This window comes from Acinetobacter sp. ESBL14 (assembly GCF_036668815.1).
GTDB lineage: Bacteria > Pseudomonadota > Gammaproteobacteria > Pseudomonadales > Moraxellaceae > Acinetobacter > Acinetobacter gyllenbergii.
Genome location: NZ_JAZEVS010000001.1, coordinates 1,253,812 through 1,277,740 on the forward strand (window position 1 = coordinate 1,253,812; position 23,929 = coordinate 1,277,740).

23 protein-coding genes are annotated in these 23,929 nt (G+C 38.2%); 17 read left to right on the plus strand and 6 right to left on the minus strand.

Annotated elements, in window-relative coordinates; all coding sequences use genetic code 11:
- Positions 1-221 precede the first annotated feature (221 nt).
- A complete protein-coding gene (locus tag V6E90_RS06150; protein WP_262758659.1) occupies positions 222-1,265 on the plus strand; it encodes a 3-deoxy-7-phosphoheptulonate synthase in 1,044 nt (347 codons plus the stop codon).
- 54 nt (positions 1,266-1,319) lie between these two features.
- Here V6E90_RS06150 and V6E90_RS06155 read toward each other — a convergent pair whose 3' ends face one another.
- Positions 1,320-2,240, minus strand: coding sequence for an alpha/beta fold hydrolase (locus V6E90_RS06155; RefSeq protein ID WP_332604811.1), 921 nt, complete (start codon positions 2,238-2,240; stop codon positions 1,320-1,322).
- The gene (locus V6E90_RS06160; RefSeq protein ID WP_065342099.1) at positions 2,240-2,800 is read right to left on the minus strand and encodes a PadR family transcriptional regulator; all 561 of its coding nucleotides are present in this window, start codon (positions 2,798-2,800) and stop codon (positions 2,240-2,242) included. Before V6E90_RS06160 ends, V6E90_RS06155 begins: the two co-directional genes overlap by 1 nt.
- Positions 2,801-2,924: 124 nt before the next feature.
- Between V6E90_RS06160 and V6E90_RS06165 the strand changes: the two genes are divergently transcribed.
- From V6E90_RS06165 to V6E90_RS06180, 4 genes are all read left to right on the plus strand, one after another.
- Positions 2,925-4,949 (plus strand): NADPH-dependent 2,4-dienoyl-CoA reductase, encoded by a 2,025-nt coding sequence (locus V6E90_RS06165; RefSeq protein ID WP_065342098.1) that lies wholly within the window; start codon positions 2,925-2,927, stop codon positions 4,947-4,949.
- A 71-nt stretch (positions 4,950-5,020) separates the two neighbouring features.
- Positions 5,021-5,428, plus strand: coding sequence for a nuclear transport factor 2 family protein (locus V6E90_RS06170; RefSeq protein WP_065342097.1), 408 nt, complete (start codon positions 5,021-5,023; stop codon positions 5,426-5,428).
- A 39-nt stretch (positions 5,429-5,467) separates the two neighbouring features.
- Positions 5,468-6,187: an SGNH/GDSL hydrolase family protein gene (locus V6E90_RS06175; protein WP_065342096.1), complete on the plus strand. Its 720-nt coding sequence runs from the start codon at positions 5,468-5,470 to the stop codon at positions 6,185-6,187.
- A gap of 19 nt (positions 6,188-6,206) precedes the next feature.
- Positions 6,207-7,292 carry a YheT family hydrolase gene (locus V6E90_RS06180; RefSeq protein WP_016539971.1) on the plus strand — a complete coding sequence of 362 codons (1,086 nt, stop codon included), beginning with the start codon at positions 6,207-6,209 and terminating at the stop codon, positions 7,290-7,292.
- 59 nt (positions 7,293-7,351) lie between these two features.
- Here V6E90_RS06180 and V6E90_RS06185 read toward each other — a convergent pair whose 3' ends face one another.
- Complete coding sequence (locus V6E90_RS06185; RefSeq protein ID WP_065342095.1) at positions 7,352-7,804, minus strand: internalin; 453 nt, start codon at positions 7,802-7,804, stop codon at positions 7,352-7,354.
- Positions 7,805-8,174: 370 nt separating this feature from the next.
- Between V6E90_RS06185 and V6E90_RS06190 the strand changes: the two genes are divergently transcribed.
- The 6 genes from V6E90_RS06190 to V6E90_RS06215 all read left to right on the plus strand — a co-directional run bounded on the left by V6E90_RS06190 (position 8,175) and on the right by V6E90_RS06215 (position 13,843).
- Positions 8,175-9,806: a CTP synthase gene (locus V6E90_RS06190; protein ID WP_016539973.1), complete on the plus strand. Its 1,632-nt coding sequence runs from the start codon at positions 8,175-8,177 to the stop codon at positions 9,804-9,806.
- 33 nt (positions 9,807-9,839) lie between these two features.
- Positions 9,840-10,697, plus strand: a complete 858-nt coding sequence (gene kdsA, locus V6E90_RS06195; RefSeq protein WP_005153309.1) for a 3-deoxy-8-phosphooctulonate synthase — start codon at positions 9,840-9,842, stop codon at positions 10,695-10,697.
- Positions 10,698-10,742: 45 nt separating this feature from the next.
- Positions 10,743-12,032 (plus strand): phosphopyruvate hydratase, encoded by a 1,290-nt coding sequence (gene eno / locus V6E90_RS06200; RefSeq protein ID WP_016539975.1) that lies wholly within the window; start codon positions 10,743-10,745, stop codon positions 12,030-12,032.
- A 126-nt stretch (positions 12,033-12,158) separates the two neighbouring features.
- On the plus strand, positions 12,159-12,530 hold the full coding sequence (gene ftsB, locus V6E90_RS06205) for a cell division protein FtsB (RefSeq protein ID WP_004653719.1): 372 nt from the start codon (positions 12,159-12,161) through the stop codon (positions 12,528-12,530).
- Entirely contained in the window at positions 12,514-13,212 is a 699-nt protein-coding gene (gene ispD / locus V6E90_RS06210; RefSeq protein ID WP_332604812.1) for a 2-C-methyl-D-erythritol 4-phosphate cytidylyltransferase, read from the plus strand. Before ftsB ends, ispD begins: the two co-directional genes overlap by 17 nt.
- A 154-nt stretch (positions 13,213-13,366) precedes the next feature.
- Positions 13,367-13,843 (plus strand): DUF6438 domain-containing protein, encoded by a 477-nt coding sequence (locus V6E90_RS06215; RefSeq protein ID WP_332604813.1) that lies wholly within the window; start codon positions 13,367-13,369, stop codon positions 13,841-13,843.
- Positions 13,844-14,373: 530 nt separating this feature from the next.
- Here V6E90_RS06215 and V6E90_RS06220 read toward each other — a convergent pair.
- Entirely contained in the window at positions 14,374-15,270 is an 897-nt protein-coding gene (locus V6E90_RS06220; protein ID WP_065342091.1) for a LysR family transcriptional regulator, read from the minus strand.
- A gap of 128 nt (positions 15,271-15,398) precedes the next feature.
- On the opposite strand from V6E90_RS06220, the gene V6E90_RS06225 reads away from it, so the two are divergent.
- The 5 genes from V6E90_RS06225 to V6E90_RS06245 all read left to right on the plus strand — a co-directional run bounded on the left by V6E90_RS06225 (position 15,399) and on the right by V6E90_RS06245 (position 21,058).
- On the plus strand, positions 15,399-16,379 hold the full coding sequence (locus V6E90_RS06225) for a zinc-dependent alcohol dehydrogenase family protein (protein WP_332604814.1): 981 nt from the start codon (positions 15,399-15,401) through the stop codon (positions 16,377-16,379).
- A 475-nt stretch (positions 16,380-16,854) separates the two neighbouring features.
- Positions 16,855-17,271, plus strand: a complete 417-nt coding sequence (locus V6E90_RS06230; protein ID WP_016660323.1) for a YeeE/YedE family protein — start codon at positions 16,855-16,857, stop codon at positions 17,269-17,271.
- Positions 17,271-17,681, plus strand: a complete 411-nt coding sequence (locus V6E90_RS06235) for a DUF6691 family protein (protein WP_065342089.1) — start codon at positions 17,271-17,273, stop codon at positions 17,679-17,681. Before V6E90_RS06230 ends, V6E90_RS06235 begins: the two co-directional genes overlap by 1 nt.
- Before the next feature lie 10 nt (positions 17,682-17,691).
- On the plus strand, positions 17,692-18,564 hold the full coding sequence (locus V6E90_RS06240; protein ID WP_332604815.1) for an MBL fold metallo-hydrolase: 873 nt from the start codon (positions 17,692-17,694) through the stop codon (positions 18,562-18,564).
- Positions 18,565-18,727: 163 nt separating this feature from the next.
- Positions 18,728-21,058: a TonB-dependent receptor gene (locus V6E90_RS06245; RefSeq protein WP_332604816.1), complete on the plus strand. Its 2,331-nt coding sequence runs from the start codon at positions 18,728-18,730 to the stop codon at positions 21,056-21,058.
- A gap of 81 nt (positions 21,059-21,139) precedes the next feature.
- On the opposite strand, the gene V6E90_RS06250 is transcribed toward V6E90_RS06245, so the two are convergent.
- Entirely contained in the window at positions 21,140-21,625 is a 486-nt protein-coding gene (locus V6E90_RS06250) for a DUF2867 domain-containing protein (RefSeq protein ID WP_016539985.1), read from the minus strand.
- A gap of 431 nt (positions 21,626-22,056) precedes the next feature.
- On the opposite strand from V6E90_RS06250, the gene V6E90_RS06255 reads away from it, so the two are divergent.
- Positions 22,057-22,848 carry a class I SAM-dependent methyltransferase gene (locus V6E90_RS06255; protein WP_332604817.1) on the plus strand — a complete coding sequence of 264 codons (792 nt, stop codon included), beginning with the start codon at positions 22,057-22,059 and terminating at the stop codon, positions 22,846-22,848.
- Positions 22,849-23,231: 383 nt separating this feature from the next.
- On the opposite strand, the gene V6E90_RS06260 is transcribed toward V6E90_RS06255, so the two are convergent.
- A complete protein-coding gene (locus V6E90_RS06260; RefSeq protein ID WP_065342084.1) occupies positions 23,232-23,567 on the minus strand; it encodes a hypothetical protein in 336 nt (111 codons plus the stop codon).
- Positions 23,568-23,929 lie beyond the last annotated feature (362 nt).

The window sequence follows — 23,929 nt, forward strand, 5'->3', positions numbered from 1 at the left end:
AAGGGTTGCCCAACCAGTTAATACCTGATCGGCAACACCGATCAGGTTTTTTTATGTTTTAACAATCATGATTTTAGGAGAAATACCATGCATACATTTAATTATTCATATTTTAGCAAGATTTCTTGGTTTTACTTTGCAAAAAAATCAACATCGCTTAGATCACACTTGCTCAAATAAATGATAGGACTGCGAAGAAGGCCAGTCCAAAGGAATTGAAAATGAATGCTTTAAATACTGCTTTGACACAACCACAATCACATACAAAAGAATCAATGCTTAGCTTGCCATCACAACTCAAAGCGCAGTATCCCTTGTCTGCAACTTTAGCGCAGCAAATTTCAAAACATCGTCAAACGATTCAGAATATTTTATCAGGACATGATCATCGCTTAATGGTGATTACAGGTCCTTGCTCGATTCATGATCCTATCGCAGTACTCGAATATGCTGATCGCTTACAACAATTACAAGAACAGGTCAAAGATCAGATTTTCCTTGTTATGCGTGCATATATTGAAAAACCGCGTACCACGGTAGGCTGGAAAGGTTTCTTATATGATCCAAATTTAGATGGATCATCAGACTTACAACTCGGTTTAGAAAAATCTCGTCAGCTTTATATACAATTGATTGAAAAAGGTTTGCCAATCGCAAGCGAAATTTTAAGTCCAATGGCGACAGGTTATTTCGATGACTTATTGGCTTGGGGCGCAATTGGTGCGCGGACCAGTGAGTCGCAAATTCATCGTGAAATTGCCAGCCATATGCCATACAGTATTGGCTTCAAAAACGGTACCGATGGTTCGATTCAAATTGCGTTGGATGCGATTCAATCTGCACTTCATGGCCATCAATTCTTGGGGATGACTCAACAAGGTCTACCTGCAATTTTGCATAGTGAAGGTAATCCATTACCACATTTAATTTTACGTGGTTCAAATCATGGGACTAACTATGATTTAGCTTCGATTCAAGCGATGCATTTCAAATATAAACAATTACCTGCACTGGTAATTGATTGTAGTCATGGTAATAGTGGTAAAGATCCGTTATTACAGCCTCAAGTTTTACAGCAAATTATCGCAGAGCGTACTGAATCAAAAGTGCGTGGTGTAATGATTGAAAGTCATTTAGTTGATGGCAATCAAAAAATTTCTTGTGATATGACCTATGGCCAATCAGTCACAGATGGTTGCCTAGGTTGGGATAAAACTGCACAAGTGTTGTTGGATGTTGCTGAAAACATGCGACACAAAAAATAAACTAGACATAAAAAAGCCAATCTTAACCGATTGGCTTTTTTTATGATGCTAGAACTAAGCGGCTTGCGTTGAGAGCGCGCTCAGAAAACACCCAATCTCTTGGCTGAATTTTCTTGGTTCAGTAATCAGTGGTGTATGTCCAGAACGTTCAAAATAAATTGCTTTTGCATTGCTCAAGCTATTTGCAATCAGGGTTTGTCCTGTTTCTGGGTAAAGTGAAGATTCACGACCAATAAAGAAAGTGGTTGGGCAATTCAGCTGACTGATGGCTTCACGATAGTCTTCATCATGATTGAGATAATTTTCGACATACCAAAGCAGATAGTCTAAACGCTGAATTGGCAGTAAGTATTTTTGTAAGAATGGGCGATGCAAAGCAAGTTTAACGATTTTAGGCGTGTAGTTATTGCTGCCTTGCAGTTCAATAAAATCACCCCATAAGCTCACAAGGTTATAGCGAACATCATTGGGTAGATCCTCTAATGTTTGTGCGTTTTTATAATCGAGCAATAAGGTTTGGATATCAATTAACAGTTTTTTAAATTGAGGGTGCTTTGGACCAAATAACCCGTATTGCCAAGAATCATCAACCGCAATTTTAGGAGTTTGATCAATATGCAGATAGGCCTTAAGTTTTTCAGCTAAACCACCATGCTTCATGCCATGCATGGCTGTGGTTGCACCCATGGAATAACCCATCAAGATGAATTGATCGAGTTTTAATTGTTGGATCAGTGAGTCTACATCATTCCAATGACTTGAGATTGCATCGAGCTCTGGAATCGCGCAATTTTTTGAACCACCAAAACCACGCCAATCGGGAATGATAAATTCATATTGTTTGCGGTTGGCAAATAAGAAAGGGAGCCATTGCCAGCTTTGCATGCCCAGTCCGGATAAGACGAGTACAGGTTCGCCTTCACCAACGCGTCGCACAAATAATTTTTCTTGATCGGGCATACTATAAAACGGCATTATTTTTCTCCACGATTGTTGGCTTCTTCAAACTTTTTCAGTTGAGGAATCATTTGTTCCAACCATTTTATCCATTCATTTTCCTTAATGATACCAAGTTCCAGAATCATCTTATGGATAAACAAAATGCGATTGGTTGGTTCGTTATCTTTAAAATCTTTATCATGAATGGCTTGATAAAGGCTTAATTTTTCCTTATGTAACGACAAATGGCGTTCTAATTCAGGCAAAATATTATTGCCACCGAGTTGAGCTTCTGCTCTTAGCCTGACCATGAGGTCATCGCGCAATTGCGCGGGTTCACTTTGTTGTTCAATCCATGACGCCAGTTGTATTCTTCCAAGTTGTTCAACTTGATAAGTTTTTTTACGGCTGTTGGCAGCTTGTTCTTCTAATGTCGAAATCCATCCTTTTTTCAGCATCCCGTTGAGTTCACGATAGATTTGCTGATGAGTCGCATTCCAAAAGAAGCCCATTGAACGGTCAAAGCGACGAGCCAAGTCAAAACCTGTACTTGGTTTTTCCAATAAGCTGGTCAATAAAACATGGGCTAGTGACATGATGTTCCATAATAAAAAATGACTCATCAGAATTATGCAATATGTTGCATAAAAATCAAATCTTGTTTATAACTTTATGCAACAAGTTGCATTAGCTAGCAGAGTGCGAGCCAAAGGAGAAACCATGTCAGCTTATCCACATTTATTAAAGCCACTTGATTTAGGCTTTACCACCTTAAAAAACCGTGTCCTCATGGGGTCTATGCATGTTGGTTTAGAAGAAGCACCCCAAGGTTATGAACGTATGGCTGCATTTTATGCAGAGCGTGCTAAAGGTGATGTGGGATTAATCGTAACAGGGGGTATTTCTCCAAACGATGCGGGTCTGACATTCGCACATGCATCTAAGCTGGATAGCATTGCAGAAGCAGAAAAACATAAAGTGATCACCCAAGCAGTGCATGATGCGGGTGGTAAGATTGCGATGCAGATTTTACATACAGGGCGCTATTCTTATCAGCCTGAGATTGTTGCACCTTCTGCGATTCAAGCACCGATTAATCCAATTAAACCTAAAGCATTAAGTTCAGCTGAAGTACAGCAAACCATTGATGACTTTGCCAACTGCGCCAAGCTGGCACAATACGCGGGCTATGATGGTGTCGAAATCATGGGGTCGGAAGGTTATCTGATTAATGAGTTTATTGCAGCACGTACCAACCATCGTGATGATGAATGGGGGGGTAGCTATGAAAATCGTATCCGTTTCCCGATTGAAATCGTTAAGCGTACCCGTGATCTAGTCGGTGAAAACTTTATTATTATTTATCGCTTGTCGATGCTGGATTTGGTTGAAGGGGGTTCAAGCTTAGAAGAAGTCATTCAACTGGCGAAAGCAATTGAAAAAGCCGGTGCGACCATTATCAATACAGGAATTGGTTGGCATGAAGCACGTATTCCAACCATTGCAACCAAAGTACCGCGCGCTGCATTTACATGGGTAACTGAAAAACTAAAAGGTCAAGTTTCAGTCCCATTGATTACCTCGAACCGTATTAATACCCCTGAAATGGCAGAGCATGTATTGGCCTCTGGTCATGCCGATATGGTGTCTATGGCACGCCCAATGTTGGCCGATCCTGAGTTTGTATTAAAAGCCAGTGAAGGTCGTAGCGATGAAATTAATACTTGTATTGGTTGTAACCAAGCTTGTTTAGACCATATTTTCTCAATGAAAATTGCAACATGCTTAGTCAATCCACGTGCTTGTTACGAAACTGAGCTGATCTTTAAAGACGCGAATGCGGTTAAAAATATTGCAGTGATTGGTGCAGGCCCAGCGGGTTTGAGCTTTGCAGTATATGCAGCAAGTCGTGGGCATAAAGTTAAAGTCTTTGATGCAAGCAATCAAATTGGTGGTCAATTCAACATTGCCAAGACCATTCCAGGTAAAGAAGAATTCTACGAAACTTTACGCTACTTCAAACGTCAAATCGAATTACAGCCGAATATTGAGTTGGTGCTGAATCACACAGCGACTTATGAAGAACTGAGCCAAGCGGACTACGATGATATTGTGGTTGCAACAGGCGTGACGCCGCGTCAATTACAATTTGAAGGCATCGATCATCCAAAAGTTTTGAGCTACATCCAAGTGCTAAAAGAACGTGTACCTGTCGGCAAACGTGTTGCCATTATTGGTGCGGGTGGTATCGGCTTCGATACGGCAGAATATTTAACCCATGAAGGTGATAGCGGCAGCTTAAATCCTGAAAAGTTCTATGCAGAATGGGGTATTGATACCTCTTATACACATGTAGGTGGTTTAAAAGCAGCTGAGTTAGAAAAGTCTGAACGTGAGATTTATTTATTGCAACGTAAGAGTGCGTCTGTTGGTGCAGGTCTGGGTAAAACTACAGGCTGGATTCATCGTACAGGCTTAAAACATCGTGATGTAAAAATGATTGCTGGCGCCAGCTACGACAAAGTGGATGATCAAGGTTTACATATTACCGTTGACGGTCAAATTCGTGTACTTGAGGTGGATAATGTGGTGATTTGTGCAGGTCAGGAATCGTATACCGCAATGTTTGATCAACTTAAAGCGGATGGTAAAAGTGTTCACTTGATTGGTGGCGCCAAAGAAGCGGGTGAGTTAGATGCAAAACGTGCAATTCGCCAAGGTGCTGAGTTAGCGGCAACGTTGTAAAAACTACAGGGAGCATTTGCTATTGAGGAAATGCTCCTGACGTATCGATTAAATCTCAAGGGAGAATAACAATGACATTGGAAATGACAAAACAAGCTTTAGAAAACTGGCATCAGATGATTAAAACAGGTGACCTATCCAACTTAAATGATTTATTGGCAGACGATGTGGTGTTTCGTTCACCAGTTGCTTATAACCCTTATGAAGGGAAACACGTGGTTTTCTTTATTTTGACCAATGTGATTCAGGTTTTTGAGAATTTTACCTATCACCGTGAATTTTATACCGAAGATGGTGCAAATGTGGTGTTGGAATTCAGTGCCAATGTCAGCGGAAAATCACTTAAAGGCATCGATATGATTCGCTTTAATGAGCAAGGCAAAATCATTGATTTTGAAGTGATGATCCGACCAATGAGCGGTTTGGCGGCATTGGCAGAAAAAATGGGTGCACGATTTGCCAAGTATCAACCGAATTGATGTCTGAAAAATAGCCTAAGTAATATTAAGAGAATGAAAATGTGGTTAAAGCTTTCAACTTTTGCATTATTGCCTGTATTAGTCGTACAGGGTATGAAAGTTCGTCACAATACACCACGTCTTTCGGAAGCACGTGGTGAGCGTAATGGACGTGTTGGTCAAGGTCAGCCACTTTCTTTACTCATTCTTGGCGATTCAGCTGCAGCAGGTGTTGGGGTTGAAACCCAGCAACAAGCTTTGTCAGGAGCGATTATCGCAGAGTTGCAGGATGAATATCTGTTGCAATGGAAACTACATGCTAAAACAGGTGATACCACGCAACAGGTTTTTCAAGCGGTACAACTATTAGAACAGCAGTGTTATGATGTTGTTATCACTTCAATTGGTGTCAATGATGTGACTAAACTGACTTCTGCCAAATCTTGGCTTAAACAACAAAAAAGGCTATTCACTTATATACAGCGTCAGTTTCAACCTAAACTCATTATTGTATCGGGTGTGCCACCAATGCAGCATTTTCCAGCTTTGCCTAATCCTTTGGCTTGGTTGTTTGGAAAATACGCAGAGCAAATGAATCAGGCATTACAATTATGGTTGGCACCACAATCACAATTTCGATTTATTCAATATGATATTGAAGCTTTTCAAGCAATGGATTTGCCGATGGCAAGCGATGGTTTTCATCCAAGCAAAGAAATCTATGCCATCTGGGGACAACAGGTCGCGGCTTTGGTGCGACAAACATTTACTCATGCTTAGATAGAGGCGGTTATTGAATATGGGTATATCTGCTTTAGATAAAATCAAAGTGTTAGGCTCAGAACTCCTTGATTCAGTGCTTGGTGCTGAGCAACCCAAAATGTACTATGACCCGAAAGGGAAAATTAAAGATGTTTTAGAAAAACTACCTCAGTTAAAGCAAAAATATCGTCCTACGCCTTGGCTCAGTAATACCCATATGCACTTGTTGTATTTCGATGTCATTCGTAAGAAGACTATCAAACTTGAATATGATCGCGTTGATCGTTTGATTATGCAGGATGGTGGTATCACTGCGGTTGCGTGGTATGGCTATGACCTACCAGTAGAAACACCAACCATTGTGATTATGCATACCATTACAGGGACTCCTGAAAGTATGCGTGAACTGGTCAAAGATTTGCATGAATATAATGGTTGGCGAATTGCACTATGTTTGCGCCGTGGTCATGCTGGATTACCAATGCCCGTGCCTCGTATTTCACTGTTTGGTTCAACCAGTGACCTAAAAGAACAGCTTGTGCATATTCAAAATCTGTTTCCACAATCCGATTTATATGCTGTTGGTTCCTCAGCAGGCACGGGGCTTTTGGTGCGCTATTTAGGCGAGCAAGGTTTAGATACACCATTCAAAGCGGCTTTTGCAATGTGTCCTGGCTATAACACTGAAATCGGTTTTAAAAATGTACATCCTTTTTATAGTAAAATGATGACCAAGAAGTTATTTAAATACTTCATTTATCCGTATCAGAATACATGGAATCAAATTGCCTCTGTCGAAAAAGTGCTGACGACAACAAGTTTGGAAGCGTTTGAAAAAGAATATTTTGAAATGGCTGGATTTCAGGATTATCAAAGTTATTGCCAGGCCATTAATCCAATCTATGTTTTTGAAAATGTCAAAATTCCATTGATGATTCTCAATGCAGAAGATGATCCGGTTTGTTCAATTAAAAACTTAGAACCTTATAAGGATGCCATTCAGCAAATGGACAATATTGCTGTAGTAACGACGAAGAAAGGCAGTCATTGTGGTTTTTATGAGAGTTTAAGAGTGAAGTCTTGGGCCTCGCGTTTGATGGCGGATTTTTTTAAGAATTACTAAATTTATTGAGATAAAAAAGCCAGTTGATTTCAACTGGCTTTTTTCCTGCAACTGAAAACTTAGTTATTTAAAGCAGGGGTTGCAGCAGCAATTGCAGCAGCAACAGCGTCATCTTCACTTTGAGCTGGTGCAGATGGTTTTGCAGCTTTCACAGGTTGTTCTGCTTTAGGCTGTTCTGTCTTTGCTGGTTTCTGTTCAGCATTTACAGGTTTTTGCTCTTCTGCTCGTGGAGCTTCAGTTGGTGTTTCTGTTTGAGCTGGACGAGTCTCACGACGAATCTCAGTCGTTGTATTTGGTGTTTCTTCACGCGTTGTTTCTACAACTGGCGCTGGAGCTTCATGCTTATCGACACTTTCTAAAGACTCGAACTCTTGGATTTTTTCAGGTTCAGGCTGAGCTTGAGTTTCAGTTGCAGTCTGCTCTTCGCTTTTAGGTTCTTCTTTTTTCACACAAGCAGTTAATAAAAGACCAGTCGCAAGTGCTGCACAAATTAAAAGTTTTTTATTCGCCATTGCTAAAACAACATATTAAAAAAGGACAGCAGCAATTATAACAGTAAATCTATGTGAAGAAATCACTACGCATTGTTGAGTTTGTTGATATTTTATAAATGCTTGCAAAGAGGTTTAGGGTTTGAAGCTGATTCGTCTGTGATGCAAACCTGATTTTTAATTCATTTGTTGATGAATTTGATTGATGAACGCTCATTTATGGATGAAAAATCCACAAAACCCTTAAATTTTTATCGAAAATGCTGATAGAATAACCAGTTGTTTATAGTTCTTTGAATTGATGCGGTTTGACTTTGCTTTATAGGGGCAGAGTACAGTAAAATTGCCCAACATTGTAGGCCGATTTCGGCTCGATTGTACGAGAAACTCAATGACCCATTTTATTTTTGTCACTGGTGGTGTGGTTTCATCACTAGGTAAAGGTATTTCTGCTGCTTCTGTTGCTGCACTTTTGGAAGCTCGTGGCTTAAAAGTCACTATGGTAAAAATGGATCCATACATTAATGTCGATCCAGGTACCATGAGCCCATTTCAGCACGGTGAAGTTTTCGTCACAGAGGATGGTGCTGAAACTGACTTAGATTTGGGATATTACGAACGTTTCTTACGTCGTGCGAAAATGACCAAACTGAATAACTTTACCAGTGGTCGTGTATATCAAGACGTTTTGAATAAAGAACGTCGTGGTGACTACTTAGGTGGTACGGTTCAAGTTATTCCACATATTACAGACAACATTAAAGAACGTGTACTTCGTGCTGGTGAAGGCTACGATGTTGCAATCGTTGAGATTGGTGGTACGGTTGGTGATATCGAATCACTTCCGTTCATGGAATCAGTACGTCAATTGATGGTTGAGCTTGGTCATAAACGTACCATGCTTATGCATTTGACCTTATTGCCATACATCAAATCAGCGGCTGAACTCAAAACCAAGCCAACGCAACACTCAGTGAAAGAGCTTCTTTCTATCGGTATTCAGCCAGATATTTTAATTTGTCGTACTGAATATGATGTCGATGTTGATACCAAACGTAAAATTGCATTGTTCACCAATGTGGAAGCGCGTGCCGTTGTGGTCTGTAAAGATGCAAAAACGATTTATCAAATTCCACGTACGTTCTACGAACAAAATGTTGATGACTTAATTTGTGAACGTTTTGGTTACAACGATCTTCCAGAAGCAAATCTTGAAGATTGGGACAATGTGGTAGAAGCATTACTCAACCCAGAATACACAGTACGTGTGGCGATGGTAGGTAAATATGTAGAATTGCCAGATGCTTATAAATCTGTCAATGAAGCGCTTTTACATGCTGGCATTCAAAACCGTGTCAAAGTTCAGATTGATTATGTCAATGCTGAAGAGCTTGAACAGCAAGATATTAGTATTTTAAGTACTGCTGACGCGATTTTAGTTCCAGGTGGTTTTGGTGAGCGCGGTACTGAAGGCAAAATGAAAGCCATTCAATATGCACGTGAAAACAAAATTCCATTCCTTGGCATTTGTTTAGGTATGCAATTGGCTGTAATTGAGTATGCACGTAATGTAGCAGCAATGCCTGAAGCAAGCTCAACAGAATTTAACCGCTCAACCAAATACCCACTCATTGGTTTAATCACTGAATGGTTAGATGAGCGTGGTGAATTACAGCAACGTAGCCTTGAGTCTGACTTAGGCGGTACCATGCGTTTGGGTGCACAAAAATCTGAATTGGTTGAAGGTACCAAAACTCGCGAAGTCTATGGTAAAGCTGAAATTACTGAGCGTCATCGTCATCGCTATGAAATGAATGATCGTTTTATTCCTGCACTTGAACAAGCAGGAATGAAAATTTCAGGTTATTCATCAGTACAACATTTAGTTGAAACTGTAGAAATTCCTGAACATCCTTGGTTTATTGCTGTACAATTCCACCCGGAATTTACAAGTTCACCACGTGATGGACACCCATTATTTGCTAGTTTTATCGGGGCTGCTAAAAATCAGCACCAAAAGTAAGTACTGAGTTTTAAATAAACTGGGAAAGTTTAAATGTCACAATTAAAACCACAAGAAGTTGTACGTTTAGGCGATATACAAATGGCAAATCATTTGCCATTTGTATTATTTGGCGGAATGAACGTACTAGAGTCAAAAGATTTAGCATTTGAAATTGCTGAAACTTATGTTGATATTTGCAAGCGCTTAGACATTCCTTATGTATTTAAGGCGAGCTTTGATAAAGCAAACCGTTCAAGCCTTAACTCATACCGTGGACCAGGTTTGGAAAAAGGCATTGAATGGCTAGCTGACATTAAAAAGCATTTTAATGTGCCGATTATCACTGACGTTCACGAGCCGTACCAAGCAGCACCAGTTGCTGAAGTTGCCGACATTATTCAACTTCCTGCCTTCCTAAGTCGTCAGACTGATCTTGTTGAAGCAATGGCGAAAACTCAAGCCATTATCAATATCAAAAAAGCACAATTCTTAGCACCACATGAAATGCGTCATATTTTGCATAAGTGTTTGGAAGCTGGGAATGACAAACTCATTCTTTGTGAACGTGGTTCAGCATTTGGTTATAACAACTTGGTTGTTGATATGCTTGGCTTTGACACCATGAAAGAAATGAATGTGCCGGTATTCTTTGATGTGACCCATGCATTGCAAACCCCAGGTGGACGTGCTGATTCTGCAGGTGGTCGCCGTGCCCAAATTACGACTCTAGCGCGTGCGGGTATGGCAACAGGATTGGCTGGTCTGTTCTTGGAAGCACATCCTGAACCTGAAATTGCAAAATGTGATGGACCATGTGCATTGCGTTTATCTCAGCTTGAGCCATTCTTGGCGCAATTAAAAGAATTGGATACTTTGGTTAAAGGATTCAAAAAGTTAGACACCCATTGATGCAATCATTTGCATCTTGTTTTTCATTCAACAGAGGAATTGTTCATGAGCCAAATCGTTGACATCCGCGCACGTGAAATTTTGGACTCTCGTGGTAACCCAACCATCGAAGCAGACGTTATTTTAGAATCTGGGGTTGTTGGTCGTGCATGTGCACCATCTGGTGCTTCAACTGGTTCTCGTGAAGCTTTAGAACTTCGTGATGGCGACAAAGCACGTTATTTGGGCAAAGGTGTTAAAACTGCGGTTAATAACGTCAATACCATTATCCGTGACGCTTTAGTGGGCAAATCAGTATTCGAACAAAAAGACATCGATAATACGATGATCGCGCTTGATGGTACTGAAAACAAAGAAAAATTAGGTGCTAACGCAACTTTAGCAGTTTCATTGGCTGCTGCACGTGCTGCTGCCGATGAAAAGAAAATCCCGCTTTTCCAATATATCGCTGATCTTCGTGGTCAAACGACTTTGACCATGCCTGTACCAATGATGAACATCATCAATGGTGGTTCGCATGCTGACAATAATGTTGATATTCAAGAGTTTATGATTGAGCCTGTAGGCTTCACGTCATTTGCTGAAGCATTACGCGCAGGCGCTGAAATCTTCCATTCACTAAAATCAGTTTTAAACAAAAAAGGTTTAAACACTGCTGTGGGTGATGAAGGTGGTTTTGCACCAAACTTGCGTTCAAACGAAGAAGCAATCACAGTTATTCTTGAAGCGATTGGCCAAACGGGTTACAAAGCAGGTTCTGATATTATGTTGGCACTTGACTGTGCTTCTTCAGAATTCTACAAAAATGGTCAATATGTTCTTGCTGGTGAAGGTAATAAAGCATTCACAAGCAACCAGTTCTCTGACTATTTAGCGGGTCTTGTAAACCAATACCCAATCATTTCGATTGAAGATGGTTTAGATGAATCTGACTGGGAAGGTTGGAGCTACTTAACCTCAATCCTTGGTGACAAAATCCAATTGGTTGGTGACGATTTATTCGTAACTAATCCTAAGATTTTACAACGTGGTATCAATGAGAAAGTCGGTAACTCTATTCTGATCAAATACAACCAGATCGGTACATTGACTGAAACTCTAGATGCCATCTACCTTGCGAAAGCAAATGGTTATAGTACTGTGATCTCACACCGTTCTGGTGAAACTGAAGATTCAACAATTGCTGACTTGGCAGTTGGTACCGCAGCGGGTCAAATCAAGACCGGTTCACTTTGCCGTTCTGACCGTGTAGCAAAATATAACCAATTACTTCGCATTGAAGAATTAACGAATGCAGCTTACCGCGGTAAAGCTGAATTCAAAGGTCTAAAATAAGGTCAATTTATCTATGTTGAATACTTCTGATCATCTTTCTTTACAAAAGAGAGAAACTCTGCAAATTCATAATCATATAGAATTTGCAGATGATCTTCCTTGTAAGAAGGATGTAGGGAATTTTTCATGATAGAGATGTTTCGATCGACCTCGAGTAAATTGATTCTAGTGCTTGTCATCGCTCTGGTGGCAAGCTTGCAGTATCAGTTTTGGCTAGGTGAGGGGGGCTATTTTCCTCACCAAGCTTTAACTCAACAAATTACGCAGCAAGCAGAAATTAATACTGAGCTAAAAGAACGTAATCGTATTTTAGCGGCGGAAGTTTTTGATTTAAAAAATGGCAGCGAAGCCATCGAAGAGCATGCTCGTTTAGATTTAGGTTTGATTAAACCGAATGAGACGTTTGTGCAAATGAGTACCATTAGTACCCATTACAAACCGATTTATATCGATCCTAACGCAAAAGAAGACACTGCAACCAATGAAAACCCAGACTAAGCTGTGGGCGGTTGTACCAGCAGCGGGTTCGGGCAGTCGTTTTTCAAAAACTGAATTAAAACAATACCAGTATATTCAAGAGCATACTGTACTTGAACACACTGTCAATCGACTGAATTCCTTAGATTTAGCAGGTTGCGTACTTGCCATTGGTGTACAAGATAATTTTGCAAAAACCCTGTCTTTTCAGCATAGTGATAAACTGCATTTTTGTTTGGGCGGTGCTGAGCGGGTACATTCTGTTTTAAATGCCTTGATCTATTTATCTGAAATTGCCCATGAAGATGATTGGGTATTGGTCCATGACGCTGCACGGCCATGCGTAACTGTAAACTGCCTAACAAATTTAGTCGAATCAGCCCAGTATTCAAATCAAAGTGCCATTTTGGCTATTCCTGTACGTGACACCCTTAAGCGAGTCCCTCAGCAACATCAGATTGAGAAAACTGTAAGCCGTGAGTTGTTGTGGCAAGCACAAACGCCACAAATGGCGAAACTCGGCGTTCTTAAAGGTGCAATTGAAAAGGCTTTGGCCAATCACATCGTGATCACTGATGAAGCAAGTGCTTTGGAATATGTGAATGAGCCTGTACAAGTGGTGCAGGGACGTTCAGATAATATCAAGATTACTTATACTGATGATTTAGAACTTGCTCGCTTAATTCTTCAAGCTCAAGACTAAGCTTAATTAACGGATGTACAGCTCTTTTTTTTCTCTGATTCCAAATAGCCTAAGTAGATTTAAGTGATTTTTCCATTTTTTTTACATCAATCTAAATGACAAAATTTCTACGATTTGTTAAATTTGAATAACATACTTTATAACGGATCAACAAATGAAAAAATTATTCATTGCGGGCCTTTTTACTTTTTCTTTAGTTGGTTGCGCAACCACTCCTCAACAACCTCAGGATACGGCGCAAGAAGCAATTCGCTATTCGTCTAGTCCATGTTTTGGTGCATGCCCAATCTATTCTGTTGAGATTACACCTGAAGGAGCTGTTCATTTTGATGGTAAACAATATACCAAGGTGACAGGAACTCAGGATTTAACGGTTGATCCTTCTGTTTATAAGAAATTACAACAAGAGCTAAAAACCTATCGTCCTGCTACGGGCGCAAATGTCAAAACAACAGGTTGTGAAGAAACAGCAACTGACCAGCCAAGTGCTTATTTCTCTTGGAAAAAGCCTGATGGTACTGTAACAAAACTGAGCCATTACACTGGATGTATTTCTCCAGCTAATGCTGAGTTAAATAAAGTAATCGATAAATTACCAAAACTGATTGGTATTGAAGATCTCGTTCGTTAAGCTTGTCGTTAAAAAATAGATAAAGTTAACCTTCTTGTGCATAAAGGTATCAGCAAAATCAGTTGTTTATACCTTTATTACAGCACTGCGGACGCTATTAAAACCTAAAAATAGGCTATTGTATAAGTCAATACAACAGCCTACACCTAGAGTTTGCATGGACTGAATACTTATGGAAAAGTATCATGAAAGAATTTTTATCTTCTCGACATATTTCGATGTAGATGAACTTGCAAAAGCAGTATTATAAGTCCAAATGTTGGGCTTAATACGCGATCACGAGTCCTTAGATATATTCAAACTGATGATTTTTAGAAAGAAGAGACTTAATCAAAAATCTATAATTTATTCAACCAAGAGTCAGAATTGCTGGAAGAACATCAAATTCGTTTTGCTACACAACATATAAATTCACATCTTGCTGCTCCAATTATTAAAGTTATCATTTAGAGTATCTAAGTTTAAAAAGTTAAACTTTTTATGAACTTAGTTGCCAAGGTGATGATGAATGTATAGGTTGCAAACAGCAATTATTCTTTTTTTAACAAATTTTCAATGAGATAGTTATAAAGTAATTTTATTCGTTTAGGTGTTGGTCCTAATTGTGGGCGATATAAATATAAACCCCAAGGAGATGATTTCATATTTTGCATCACTTCAACAACAGTACCTTGTTTAATCATCGGTAATGCTAGAAAGTCGGGAATATGACCAAAACCAATCCCATCAATTAATGCTTGGCAATAAGCATCAAGATCATTGGTTGAAAAAAGAGGTAAATTGGGCATAAAAGTCTGATCATATTCAAATCCCCAGAACCAATATTGATTTGAAGATAAATTCTCGAATGCAATAATTGGAAAATGATTCAGATCCTCAATCTGTTGTGGTTGTCCAACTCTTTTTATCAGTGATGGAGCACCGACGACGCGAAATCCCATGTTCATGATTTTACGAGAGACAAAGCGATTGTCATTCAGAAAGCCAATCCGAATACCAATATCTATTTGATTCGTAATGACATTGCTGTGTTCATCAGTCAGCATACAGCTGATTTTTATCTCTGGATAATCAATTTGGAACTTTGAAATTAAGGGGATAATGATATGTCGACCAAATGTGGTTGGCATGGTCAGACGGATATGACCTGCAACATCTTCAATCGTTTCAGTGGCACTGTTCTTGACTAACTCATTAATTTTGTTAATTAATGGCTGGGCCTGTTTTAGTAGTTCTTCACCTTCACGGGTGATTTTATGACCTCGTGTACTTCGATAAAAAAGAATCTCACCCTTCTGATCTTCCAGTTCCTGAATCGCACGTGTAATGGATTGTGGGGATTTTCCTAACTGTATCGCCGCTTTTTTGAAATTTTCTGCGTTTGCAACTGTGCAGAAAATTTTAATCAATTCGAAATAGTTATTCATAGATTATTCCAAATTATGGAATTAAGAAATCCGCATTCTATCATTTTTTTTGATTTGATTTTTCAGTACATTTCTTTATCAGCCCCGATTGTTCGGCGATTTTTTTTTCATGAATAGAGGTAAATAAAATGAAAGCGCAAATCCTGAAAAGTTATGATGTAAAGGAATTTAATCTTATTGAAATTCCAATTCCTGAGATTAATGCAAATGAAGTTTTAGTAAAAATTCATAGCAGCGGTGTGAATCCAATTGATTATAAAATCCGTGAAGGTGCTGCACCTTATGCAGATCCAGTCCTACCTGCAGTATTAGGAACAGATCTGGCAGGTGAAATTATTGAAGTTGGGAACAACGTGACAGCTTTTAAGGTCGGAGATGAGGTCTATGGTCTTGCCGGTGGTGTCCGAGGGCTACAAGGCACTTTAGCCGAATATATTGCTGTAGATGGCGATTTGCTTGCTATTAAGCCCAAAAATTTATCTATGCGTGAAGCCGCGGCTTTACCGCTAGTTTTCTTAACTGCTTGGGAAGGCTTGATTGATCAGGCTCGAATAAAAGAAGGCGATACGGTTTTAGTACAGGGTACTGGTGGTGTTGGTCATATGGTTGTCCAACTAGCGAAAGCGAAAGGTGCACATGTGTATGCGACTGGTTCAGCAAAGCGTCAGAAAATGATTGAGGGGCTAGGTGCTACAGCAATTGATTATGCAACACAAAGCGTTGAAGATTATGTGCAGAAATATACTGGAGGTCAGGGGTTTGATATTATTTATGACACTGTAGGAGGTGATACGCTTGCCGCATCATTATCAGCGATAAAACCCTATGGACATATTGCAAGTTGTTATGCCTTTGGTGAAATCAATTTAGCACCATCTTCTTTACGTGCTGCAACCATTTCAGGTGTGTTTGTGTTATTACCGATGTTATCGGGTCAAGGACGGGCTCATCATGGAGATATTTTGCGAGAATTAACCCAGTATGTTGAATCGGGAAAAATCAAACCGATTGTTGATCCACGTACTTTTACTCTGGAAAATGCGCTTGAAGCTCATGATTACCTAGAAAGTGGCTTTGCTTCAATTAAAGTTGTGGTCGATATTGTTTAATTGACCGATTAAGCAGCTATGTTTTTTGAAATATGGCTGCTTGTTTTTATTAATGAATATCAATCACCATAAATTTCATGATTGTTACGAACACAGTCGCAACTTGCAGATGCAAGCCATTAAGCGTTGATATCTGATCATTCTTCAAGTGGTGAGAAAATGGATTTTTTAAGTAGAAATAGATTAGGTTGATCGATGAGAAATCTCTCTAGCGTACGTGATAGTTGTTTCCACTTGGGTTTGGAAAGCTACTTTCTCAGTGCGATTAGTTGGCTCATTAAAGTATTTCAATACTGTTTTGTCACCGATTTGGATGCTTATGATTCAAGTAAAAATACTTATTTTTCAAAAAAACTTACCAATATGTGCCTAATTTCATAAAAATTAGTGATTAAGCGCTAATATTAAATAGATTTATTTAAATAATATTCTGAATGATATATTATAAAAACATATATTGATTGGTGGAAGGATGATGACAAGTATTATTCTAGCTTTGTTAGGTGGCGCGTTAATTGGATTAGCGGCTGTTGGTTATTTATACGTCAATGGGCGTATAGCGGGTGTGAGTGGCTTGATTGCACAATTATTACAGCCCAAAACATTTTTGAGTAGTTCGGCTTTTTGGTTTCTATTGGGTCTGATTATTACACCATTTATTTATCAAATTTTTGTTAAGCCTGAAATTATCATGCAGTCGTCTCCGCTCGCTTTAATCATTGCTGGACTGTTGGTGGGCTTTGGGACTCGTTTAGGTTCAGGTTGTACCAGTGGACATGGGATCTGTGGGATTAGCCGTTTATCACCACGTTCAATCGTTGCCACAATGACATTTATGTTTGCTGGTTTCGTTACGGTATATGTTGTACGTCATATTCTGGGAGCCGCGTAATGAAAAATCTATTTGCGTTTATCTTTGGCAGTGTATTTGCACTGGGCCTATTGATTTCAGGCATGTCAAATCCTGAGAAGGTATTAAGTTTTTTAGATATTTTTGGTGCTTGGGATATTAGTTTGATGTTTGTAATGATTGGAGCAATTGCGGTTGCATTCATTCCATTTCAGAAAGCATTGCGTCGTCCCAAAACATTATCAGGTGAGGCGATTGCTTTACCAAAGAATAATCAAATTGATAAGAAGTTGATCTCAGGTGCGATATTATTTGGTATGGGTTGGGGCATTGCAGGCATTTGCCCAGCACCTGCAATTACTTTGATCGGACTGGGTTATTTTGAGGTTTGGTATTTTATAGGCGCAATGCTACTCGGCATGTTGATCCATCGTCTTTGGGCCAAACAGTAGGAGAAATGCAATGCAACATCCAACAGTCAAAGCTTTTTTTGATGAACAGAGCAATACCTTTAGTTATGTTGTGCATGATCCTGAAACAAAGCATTGCGCGATTATTGATAGTGTTTTGGATTATGATGCTGCCTCAGCTTCAACTTCCACACAACATGCAGATGAGATTATTACCTACATTCAATCTCAAGCACTCACAGTTGAATGGATATTGGAAACACATGTTCATGCAGATCATTTAACGGCGTCACAATATTTAAAATCAGAGCTGGGTGGCAAGATTGCCATGAGTGAGAAAATTGCGATTGTTCAAGATACGTTTAGTGCGATTTATCATATTGATCTTAAATATTTTAATACGCATCAGGTGTTTGATTATCTGTTTAAAGACCATGAACACTTCAGTATCGGAAACCTAGACGCATATAACATACCAACGCCAGGACATACCCCTGCGTGCTTAAGTTATATCATCGGTGATGCTATTTTCGTTGGCGACACCTTATTCATGCCAGATTATGGTACGGCGCGCTGCGACTTTCCTAAAGGAAGTGCTGATCTATTATTTGATTCTGTACAAAGGCTTTATCAACTTCCTGACCAAACGCGTGTTTTCTTATGCCATGACTACAAGCCAGAAGGCCGAGATGAATATGTGTATGAAACCAGCATTTGTGCACAGAAGCAGCATAATATTCATATCAATATGAAAACGCTTAAACAGGACTTTGTACGGATGCGTCAAAGCCGTGATGCAACATTGTCGATGCCAAAGCTTATTCTGCCTGCAATTCAAATTAATATGGATGCAGGGCGGTTCCCAGAACCGGAATCGAATGGCATTCGCTATCTAAAACTACCTTTTAACTATTTTAATCGCTAAGAGTGCAAAGCCCAGATTACTCAGATCTTTTTGAGTTATCTGGGCTTTCTTATATCAAATTTTTGCATGCAGTCCATATTTAGCAGAAAAAATGGAGTTTAGGTTCTGTTTGAACACTCAATTGTTATGTTATAACATAACATTTACAATTAAGGAGTTCAACGTGCGTTATAAAGCCTTGGCAATCGCCATTCTATTTATTCATCATCAAGCATCTGCAAATGAGCAGGACAGTCCTGTAATTTTGCCAAATATTAGTTTAAAAGCAGAAACAGATCTTTCAATCGGGAACAATATTGTTGTAGAGAATCGAAATACACAAAATCAAACTTTGGGGGATGCACTCAAGCAGGTGTCAGGCGTACAGAGTAGCTCTTTTGGTCCCAATGCAGGCGCACCAGTTATCCGCAGCTTAAGTGGAAATCGTGTACAAATTCTTGAGGATGGACTAGCGATTTATGGCATGAATGCTGTCAGTGGCAATATTGCCATTCCATTTGATCCTTTATTTAATCAATCTATTCAGGTAAATAAGTCATCGGATAGTGTGAGATACGGTGGAAATGCCATCGGTGGTAGTGTAAATGTAGAGAATGGTCTGATTAGCAAAGAAATTCCTAAGAAAGATCATAATTTAGAGCTGGCTGTGCGAAAAGGCTGGAACAGCACCGATGCACATGGTTTTAAGCTGAATTTAAATAATCAAAGCAACTTTTCAACCAATTTTTTATTTTCTAAACAGGATATTTCGTCTTATAAAATTCCGGGGAATAGCAAAGCTGAACAATGTAATAGTGGAATTTTTCCTGCAACGGGTGGGGTGAGTTCAGCCTTGGCAGACGCCTGCCAAAAGGATGCACGTATACAACAGATCTATAACACCGCATCGCAAAAATATATCGACCAATTTATGACTGAAAATCCAGATTGGGCGGATGGCCAGTTTTCATTTTATACCGATAAACCAACATCTGTTTGGAGTGGTAAAACTTATACCAACCCAGTCAATCCTGAATATATACCTGATACCCCTAAGTTTAAAGAAAACAAGATTAATCAAGATGTGACGCCAAATTACCATCGTAAATTAGGCAACAGTTATTTAGAAAATCAGCATTATGCGATTGGCAGTACCTATTTCTTGGAAAATGGCTATATTGGCCTAAGTGCGGATTCGAAGAAAAATGCATACGGCGTACCAGGTTTTTCTTTAGAAAATAAGTCATTTCAATCCTCCTATGAGGATGGCTTACCCGTTGGGGTAAAGACTGATCAAAGAAAATATAGCCTAGATAGCCAGTTTAATTTTGATATTCCCTTTTTAAAGGGCGTTGATATTAAAGCGAATCAGGTGATCAATCGTTCAGGTGAATATTTAGGTCCACAACTGGCTAATGATTACCGCTTTGATACTAAACAAGCCGAAATTGTATTGAGACATCAGCCTATTCGCTACGTGAATGGTTTACTTGGGCTGAGTCAAAGTAACCGTAGTGTCGAAGGGCAGGGCAAGCTACGCTATCTTCCCAATGTCAATACCAAGACCCAAGCCTTTTTTATTCAAGAGATGCTTGATTTGGATCGATTCTCTTTTGATGCAGGTTATCGTCAAGAACGAGTAGATCATTCGATCAAAGACAGTGATTTTAAGATCGCTCGTAATTCACCGAATACGACACTACAAGACACCAGTTTTGATTTGGAAAATTATAGTTTTGGTTCTTATCTTAAAATCAACGGCTACTTTGGAGCAAAACTTAGATATTCAGTGTCTGAGCGTGCACCTGAACTCAATGAGCTTTATGCCAGCGGTAATCATTATTCCATTATGATCAATGAGCAAGGCAACCAAAAATTAGAACCAGAAAAATCCAAGAATACTGAGCTGACAGCTTTATTCAATTATCAAGATTTTAATCTTGAGGCTACTGTATATAAGATGAAATTTGAAAACTATCTCTATCTCACTCATTCTGGTATGCAAACGGCGAACCGCTTACCACTCAAATACTGGACTCAAACAGATACAGAAATCACAGGCTTTGAAGTTGACCTTAAGCAGAAAATCAATACTCAGCAATTTGGTATTTTTACGCTTGGCGCATTTGCGGATTTTGTAAAAAATAAGAATTTAAATCCGAGTCGGACCAGTTTATTTAATGATGGTAATTATCTACCAAACATGCCCACCAATCGTTATGGTGCGAACCTAGAGTGGAGTAAAGGGGATTGGGCTGCACGCCTCTCAAGTATTTATTATGATAAACCTAAATATTTGGGTAAGAATGTATCAGAAGAAGTACCATTACCAGCCTTCAATATGGTCGATATGCAGATTAGCAAGCATCTAAAATTCAAGAATTCAGATATTGACGTGTTCTTGAATGGCTCAAATCTACTAAATGAGGAAGCGAGACCGCATAACTCCCCACTCAAATACATTGCACCATTGCCAGGGCGTGGTTTTCAACTGGGGATTAATATGAAAATATAGATCTTTGTGACCTACAATTTCGAGACTAGTCACTAAAAGCGATATTGAATATCCACTTTTAGTGACAGTTCTTTCAATTGGTTAATGCAAATTTTTTAATGAGTTTTTGACAATCAGTCCATGAACCAAAGAAACAGGCAGCATATAAATTTTTCCAAAAAGATTGTAAGTAATCACACTGGTTGTGACGGTTAACTCATTTTTTAATTCATCATGTTCTTGAAGTTGTAATGCCACTAATACACTGAGATGTTTATCTGTAGATTGTAAATATAATTCCTTGTCTGTAATTTTTACTACATCAAAAAAATCTAACTTTTCATTGATCTGAATATTTTCTGGTTTAACCGAATCAAAGCCTTTGATCGGTTGAACACCTCCAAACTTCGAACTTAAAAAATCCCTGATCTTAAATGCGATACGTAGCCAAAAGGGTGGATGACCTGTCATTAAGTTATAAACTTGCATCACTGTTAGATTCTTGTCGATGTATTGATGTACTTCATGTAGGTAGTTAAGCGATGCTAATGGAGCAACCAAAGGATGAAGGTCATTCTGATGTTCCATTGTGCTTATTCCTAGATTTTATAGATATATGAAATTTATAATAATTTATAGATGAATTTCTGGATATTTGTCAATCACATTATCTGACGATTATTTTGAATTTGGCTTGATATTCTAGTATAAAATGGCTTTTATAATTGATATGTATTTTGCTAAGCTAAATTACATTTCACATAATTTATAGAAATTAAAGTATAAGCAGGATTAGCAAAAGCAATTCAGTGATTATTGCATCCGCTTAAACATTCTCGTAGGGTGGAATAAGCCTGAATAATGCCATAAATTTACAATTATCCGATGATCACGAGGTACGATATAGTTATCTCCTCTATGACGCAAAAAAGCAATGTTTTTTAAAAAGAAAGAATATAGTAAAAGAGGTTAAATGAGCAAAGTAAATATAGCAAAAAAATTGAAATTAAGGATAAAAGATGAATGACTATATCAGTATCAATAAGCATGCTTGGAATTTAAAAATAAATGCACATATCAAGAGTGAGTTTTATGACAATATTTCCTTTCTAAAAGGAAGAAATACGCTAAACCCAATAGAATTGGGTATTTTAGGGGATATTTCAGGCAAATCCATACTACACTTACAATGTCATTTCGGACAGGATTCTATGTCATTGGCACAACTTGGAGCCAATGTTACAGCTATAGATTTTTCAGAGGAAGCCATTAAAAAAGCAAAAGAGTTTAATGATGAACTAGGTTTAAATGTAGACTTTATTTGCTCCAATATTTATGAACTCCCCAGTGTTTTAGACAAAAAATACGATTACGTATTTACGAGTTACGGAGTTATAGGATGGTTAGAAGATTTAGATTTATGGGCTAACGTGATATCCAATTTCTTAAAAATTGGGGGTAAATTTTTGATTGTTGAATTTCATCCAGTCATATGGATGTTTGATGATGAAATTAAAAATATAACATATAGCTATTTCAAAAATGACCCTATAAATGAATCATCTACGGGCTCTTATGCGGATAAATCAGCAGAAATAAACTATCAAGCCATCACTTGGAATCATAGTCTGAGTGAAATATTTACAAGTTTAATCAATCATGGAATAAATGTTCTCGAATTCAAAGAATATGATTACTCATCATATAACTGTTTTGGCAATATGACGAAAGAGAATGAAAAATACCGGATTGAGCATTTTGGCAAGAATTTACCATTGATGTTTTCGATACTGGGTGAAAAAAATCAATAAATTTATTAGATATTAATAACTTAATTTTTGGAGTTCTTTGATTTCTTGGATGATCTTTAGATGTGTCAAAGACTATTACAGTCTGTTGTGAGTCCTTTATTGATACCAGAAATTTTAGTATTTAGTTACCTTAGAAACATATCTACCACCAGTTTCCAGGTCAAAGCTTAATGAATTGAATACCATTGGCGCCGAGTGAATCCAAAAGAATGATCCCACGACTTAGCCAGAGAATTTATTTGCGATCTCGATTTGCTACAGCATTTAAAGATATTTCAGCCAAAGCGCTTGTAAGCAAATCTTTGATGAAACCAGTAAGGATTATAAAGGAGTAAGGAGCTAAGTATTAAAAAGCTGAAAATAGTTGCATAATTTGGATAAAACTAGAAAGTATCAGTTTTATAATGTGGAACGATTAGGTTTTTTCTTAATTTTGGCATCAGAATCTCAATTAATGTAAAGGTTGATAGAGAAGTTAAAAGCATCATAAAAACTTCCAGCGAATGACTTAATGTAAACAGTAGGGTATAAAATATAGAAAAGCATAGCAGGCTGGCTAGAAAGTTTTTAAAGTATAGTGTGATAAAAACAGAGTATAAGAATGCAGAAAAGAATAAATTAAAATTTTTATTCATTCCCATTTTATTAAATAAGATGATTACTAAAGAAATAGTTATTACTGAAAGAGCAAAAATAAAACAATTCTTAATGATATTCATTGCTTTTCCTTAGTTTCATTTCACAAGAGAATACCCACCTTTAAGGGCCTCATCTCAAAGGTGGGTTTGGGTGCTACACCATTATTTAAAGTAAGCATTTATATTATTTTTATTGTCTAAAATTATCATGGCTAAATATTTTAAACTCAATAAAAAAAATAATGGATTATTGAAATGCTGGTGTATGAAGAAATTATAATTATCCAATAAAATGAGGGTATAATCTTTGGCTTACATGCTTATGAGAAATTTCTTACAATTGGTTAAAAAACAATCAAATCCTTAACCATTAAAATTAAAAATATAGATCTAAAACAATATGTTATTTTTAATTTTGTGAAAAGTAGTTGAAAGTTATTAAT

Excerpts from the sequence above, each read along its gene's own strand:
- V6E90_RS06150 (WP_262758659.1), top strand. The coding sequence starts at position 222 with ATGAATGCTTTAAATACTGCTTTGACACAACCACAATCACATACAAAA.
- V6E90_RS06155 (WP_332604811.1), bottom strand. The coding sequence starts at position 2,240 with ATGCCGTTTTATAGTATGCCCGATCAAGAAAAATTATTTGTGCGACGC.
- V6E90_RS06160 (WP_065342099.1), bottom strand. The coding sequence starts at position 2,800 with ATGTCACTAGCCCATGTTTTATTGACCAGCTTATTGGAAAAACCAAGT.
- V6E90_RS06165 (WP_065342098.1), top strand. The coding sequence starts at position 2,925 with ATGTCAGCTTATCCACATTTATTAAAGCCACTTGATTTAGGCTTTACC.
- V6E90_RS06170 (WP_065342097.1), top strand. The coding sequence starts at position 5,021 with ATGACATTGGAAATGACAAAACAAGCTTTAGAAAACTGGCATCAGATG.
- V6E90_RS06175 (WP_065342096.1), top strand. The coding sequence starts at position 5,468 with ATGTGGTTAAAGCTTTCAACTTTTGCATTATTGCCTGTATTAGTCGTA.
- V6E90_RS06180 (WP_016539971.1), top strand. The coding sequence starts at position 6,207 with ATGGGTATATCTGCTTTAGATAAAATCAAAGTGTTAGGCTCAGAACTC.
- V6E90_RS06185 (WP_065342095.1), bottom strand. The coding sequence starts at position 7,804 with ATGGCGAATAAAAAACTTTTAATTTGTGCAGCACTTGCGACTGGTCTT.
- V6E90_RS06190 (WP_016539973.1), top strand. The coding sequence starts at position 8,175 with ATGACCCATTTTATTTTTGTCACTGGTGGTGTGGTTTCATCACTAGGT.
- kdsA (WP_005153309.1), top strand. The coding sequence starts at position 9,840 with ATGTCACAATTAAAACCACAAGAAGTTGTACGTTTAGGCGATATACAA.
- eno (WP_016539975.1), top strand. The coding sequence starts at position 10,743 with ATGAGCCAAATCGTTGACATCCGCGCACGTGAAATTTTGGACTCTCGT.
- ftsB (WP_004653719.1), top strand. The coding sequence starts at position 12,159 with ATGATAGAGATGTTTCGATCGACCTCGAGTAAATTGATTCTAGTGCTT.
- ispD (WP_332604812.1), top strand. The coding sequence starts at position 12,514 with ATGAAAACCCAGACTAAGCTGTGGGCGGTTGTACCAGCAGCGGGTTCG.
- V6E90_RS06215 (WP_332604813.1), top strand. The coding sequence starts at position 13,367 with ATGAAAAAATTATTCATTGCGGGCCTTTTTACTTTTTCTTTAGTTGGT.
- V6E90_RS06220 (WP_065342091.1), bottom strand. The coding sequence starts at position 15,270 with ATGAATAACTATTTCGAATTGATTAAAATTTTCTGCACAGTTGCAAAC.
- V6E90_RS06225 (WP_332604814.1), top strand. The coding sequence starts at position 15,399 with ATGAAAGCGCAAATCCTGAAAAGTTATGATGTAAAGGAATTTAATCTT.
- V6E90_RS06230 (WP_016660323.1), top strand. The coding sequence starts at position 16,855 with ATGACAAGTATTATTCTAGCTTTGTTAGGTGGCGCGTTAATTGGATTA.
- V6E90_RS06235 (WP_065342089.1), top strand. The coding sequence starts at position 17,271 with ATGAAAAATCTATTTGCGTTTATCTTTGGCAGTGTATTTGCACTGGGC.
- V6E90_RS06240 (WP_332604815.1), top strand. The coding sequence starts at position 17,692 with ATGCAACATCCAACAGTCAAAGCTTTTTTTGATGAACAGAGCAATACC.
- V6E90_RS06250 (WP_016539985.1), bottom strand. The coding sequence starts at position 21,625 with ATGGAACATCAGAATGACCTTCATCCTTTGGTTGCTCCATTAGCATCG.
- V6E90_RS06255 (WP_332604817.1), top strand. The coding sequence starts at position 22,057 with ATGAATGACTATATCAGTATCAATAAGCATGCTTGGAATTTAAAAATA.
- V6E90_RS06260 (WP_065342084.1), bottom strand. The coding sequence starts at position 23,567 with ATGAATATCATTAAGAATTGTTTTATTTTTGCTCTTTCAGTAATAACT.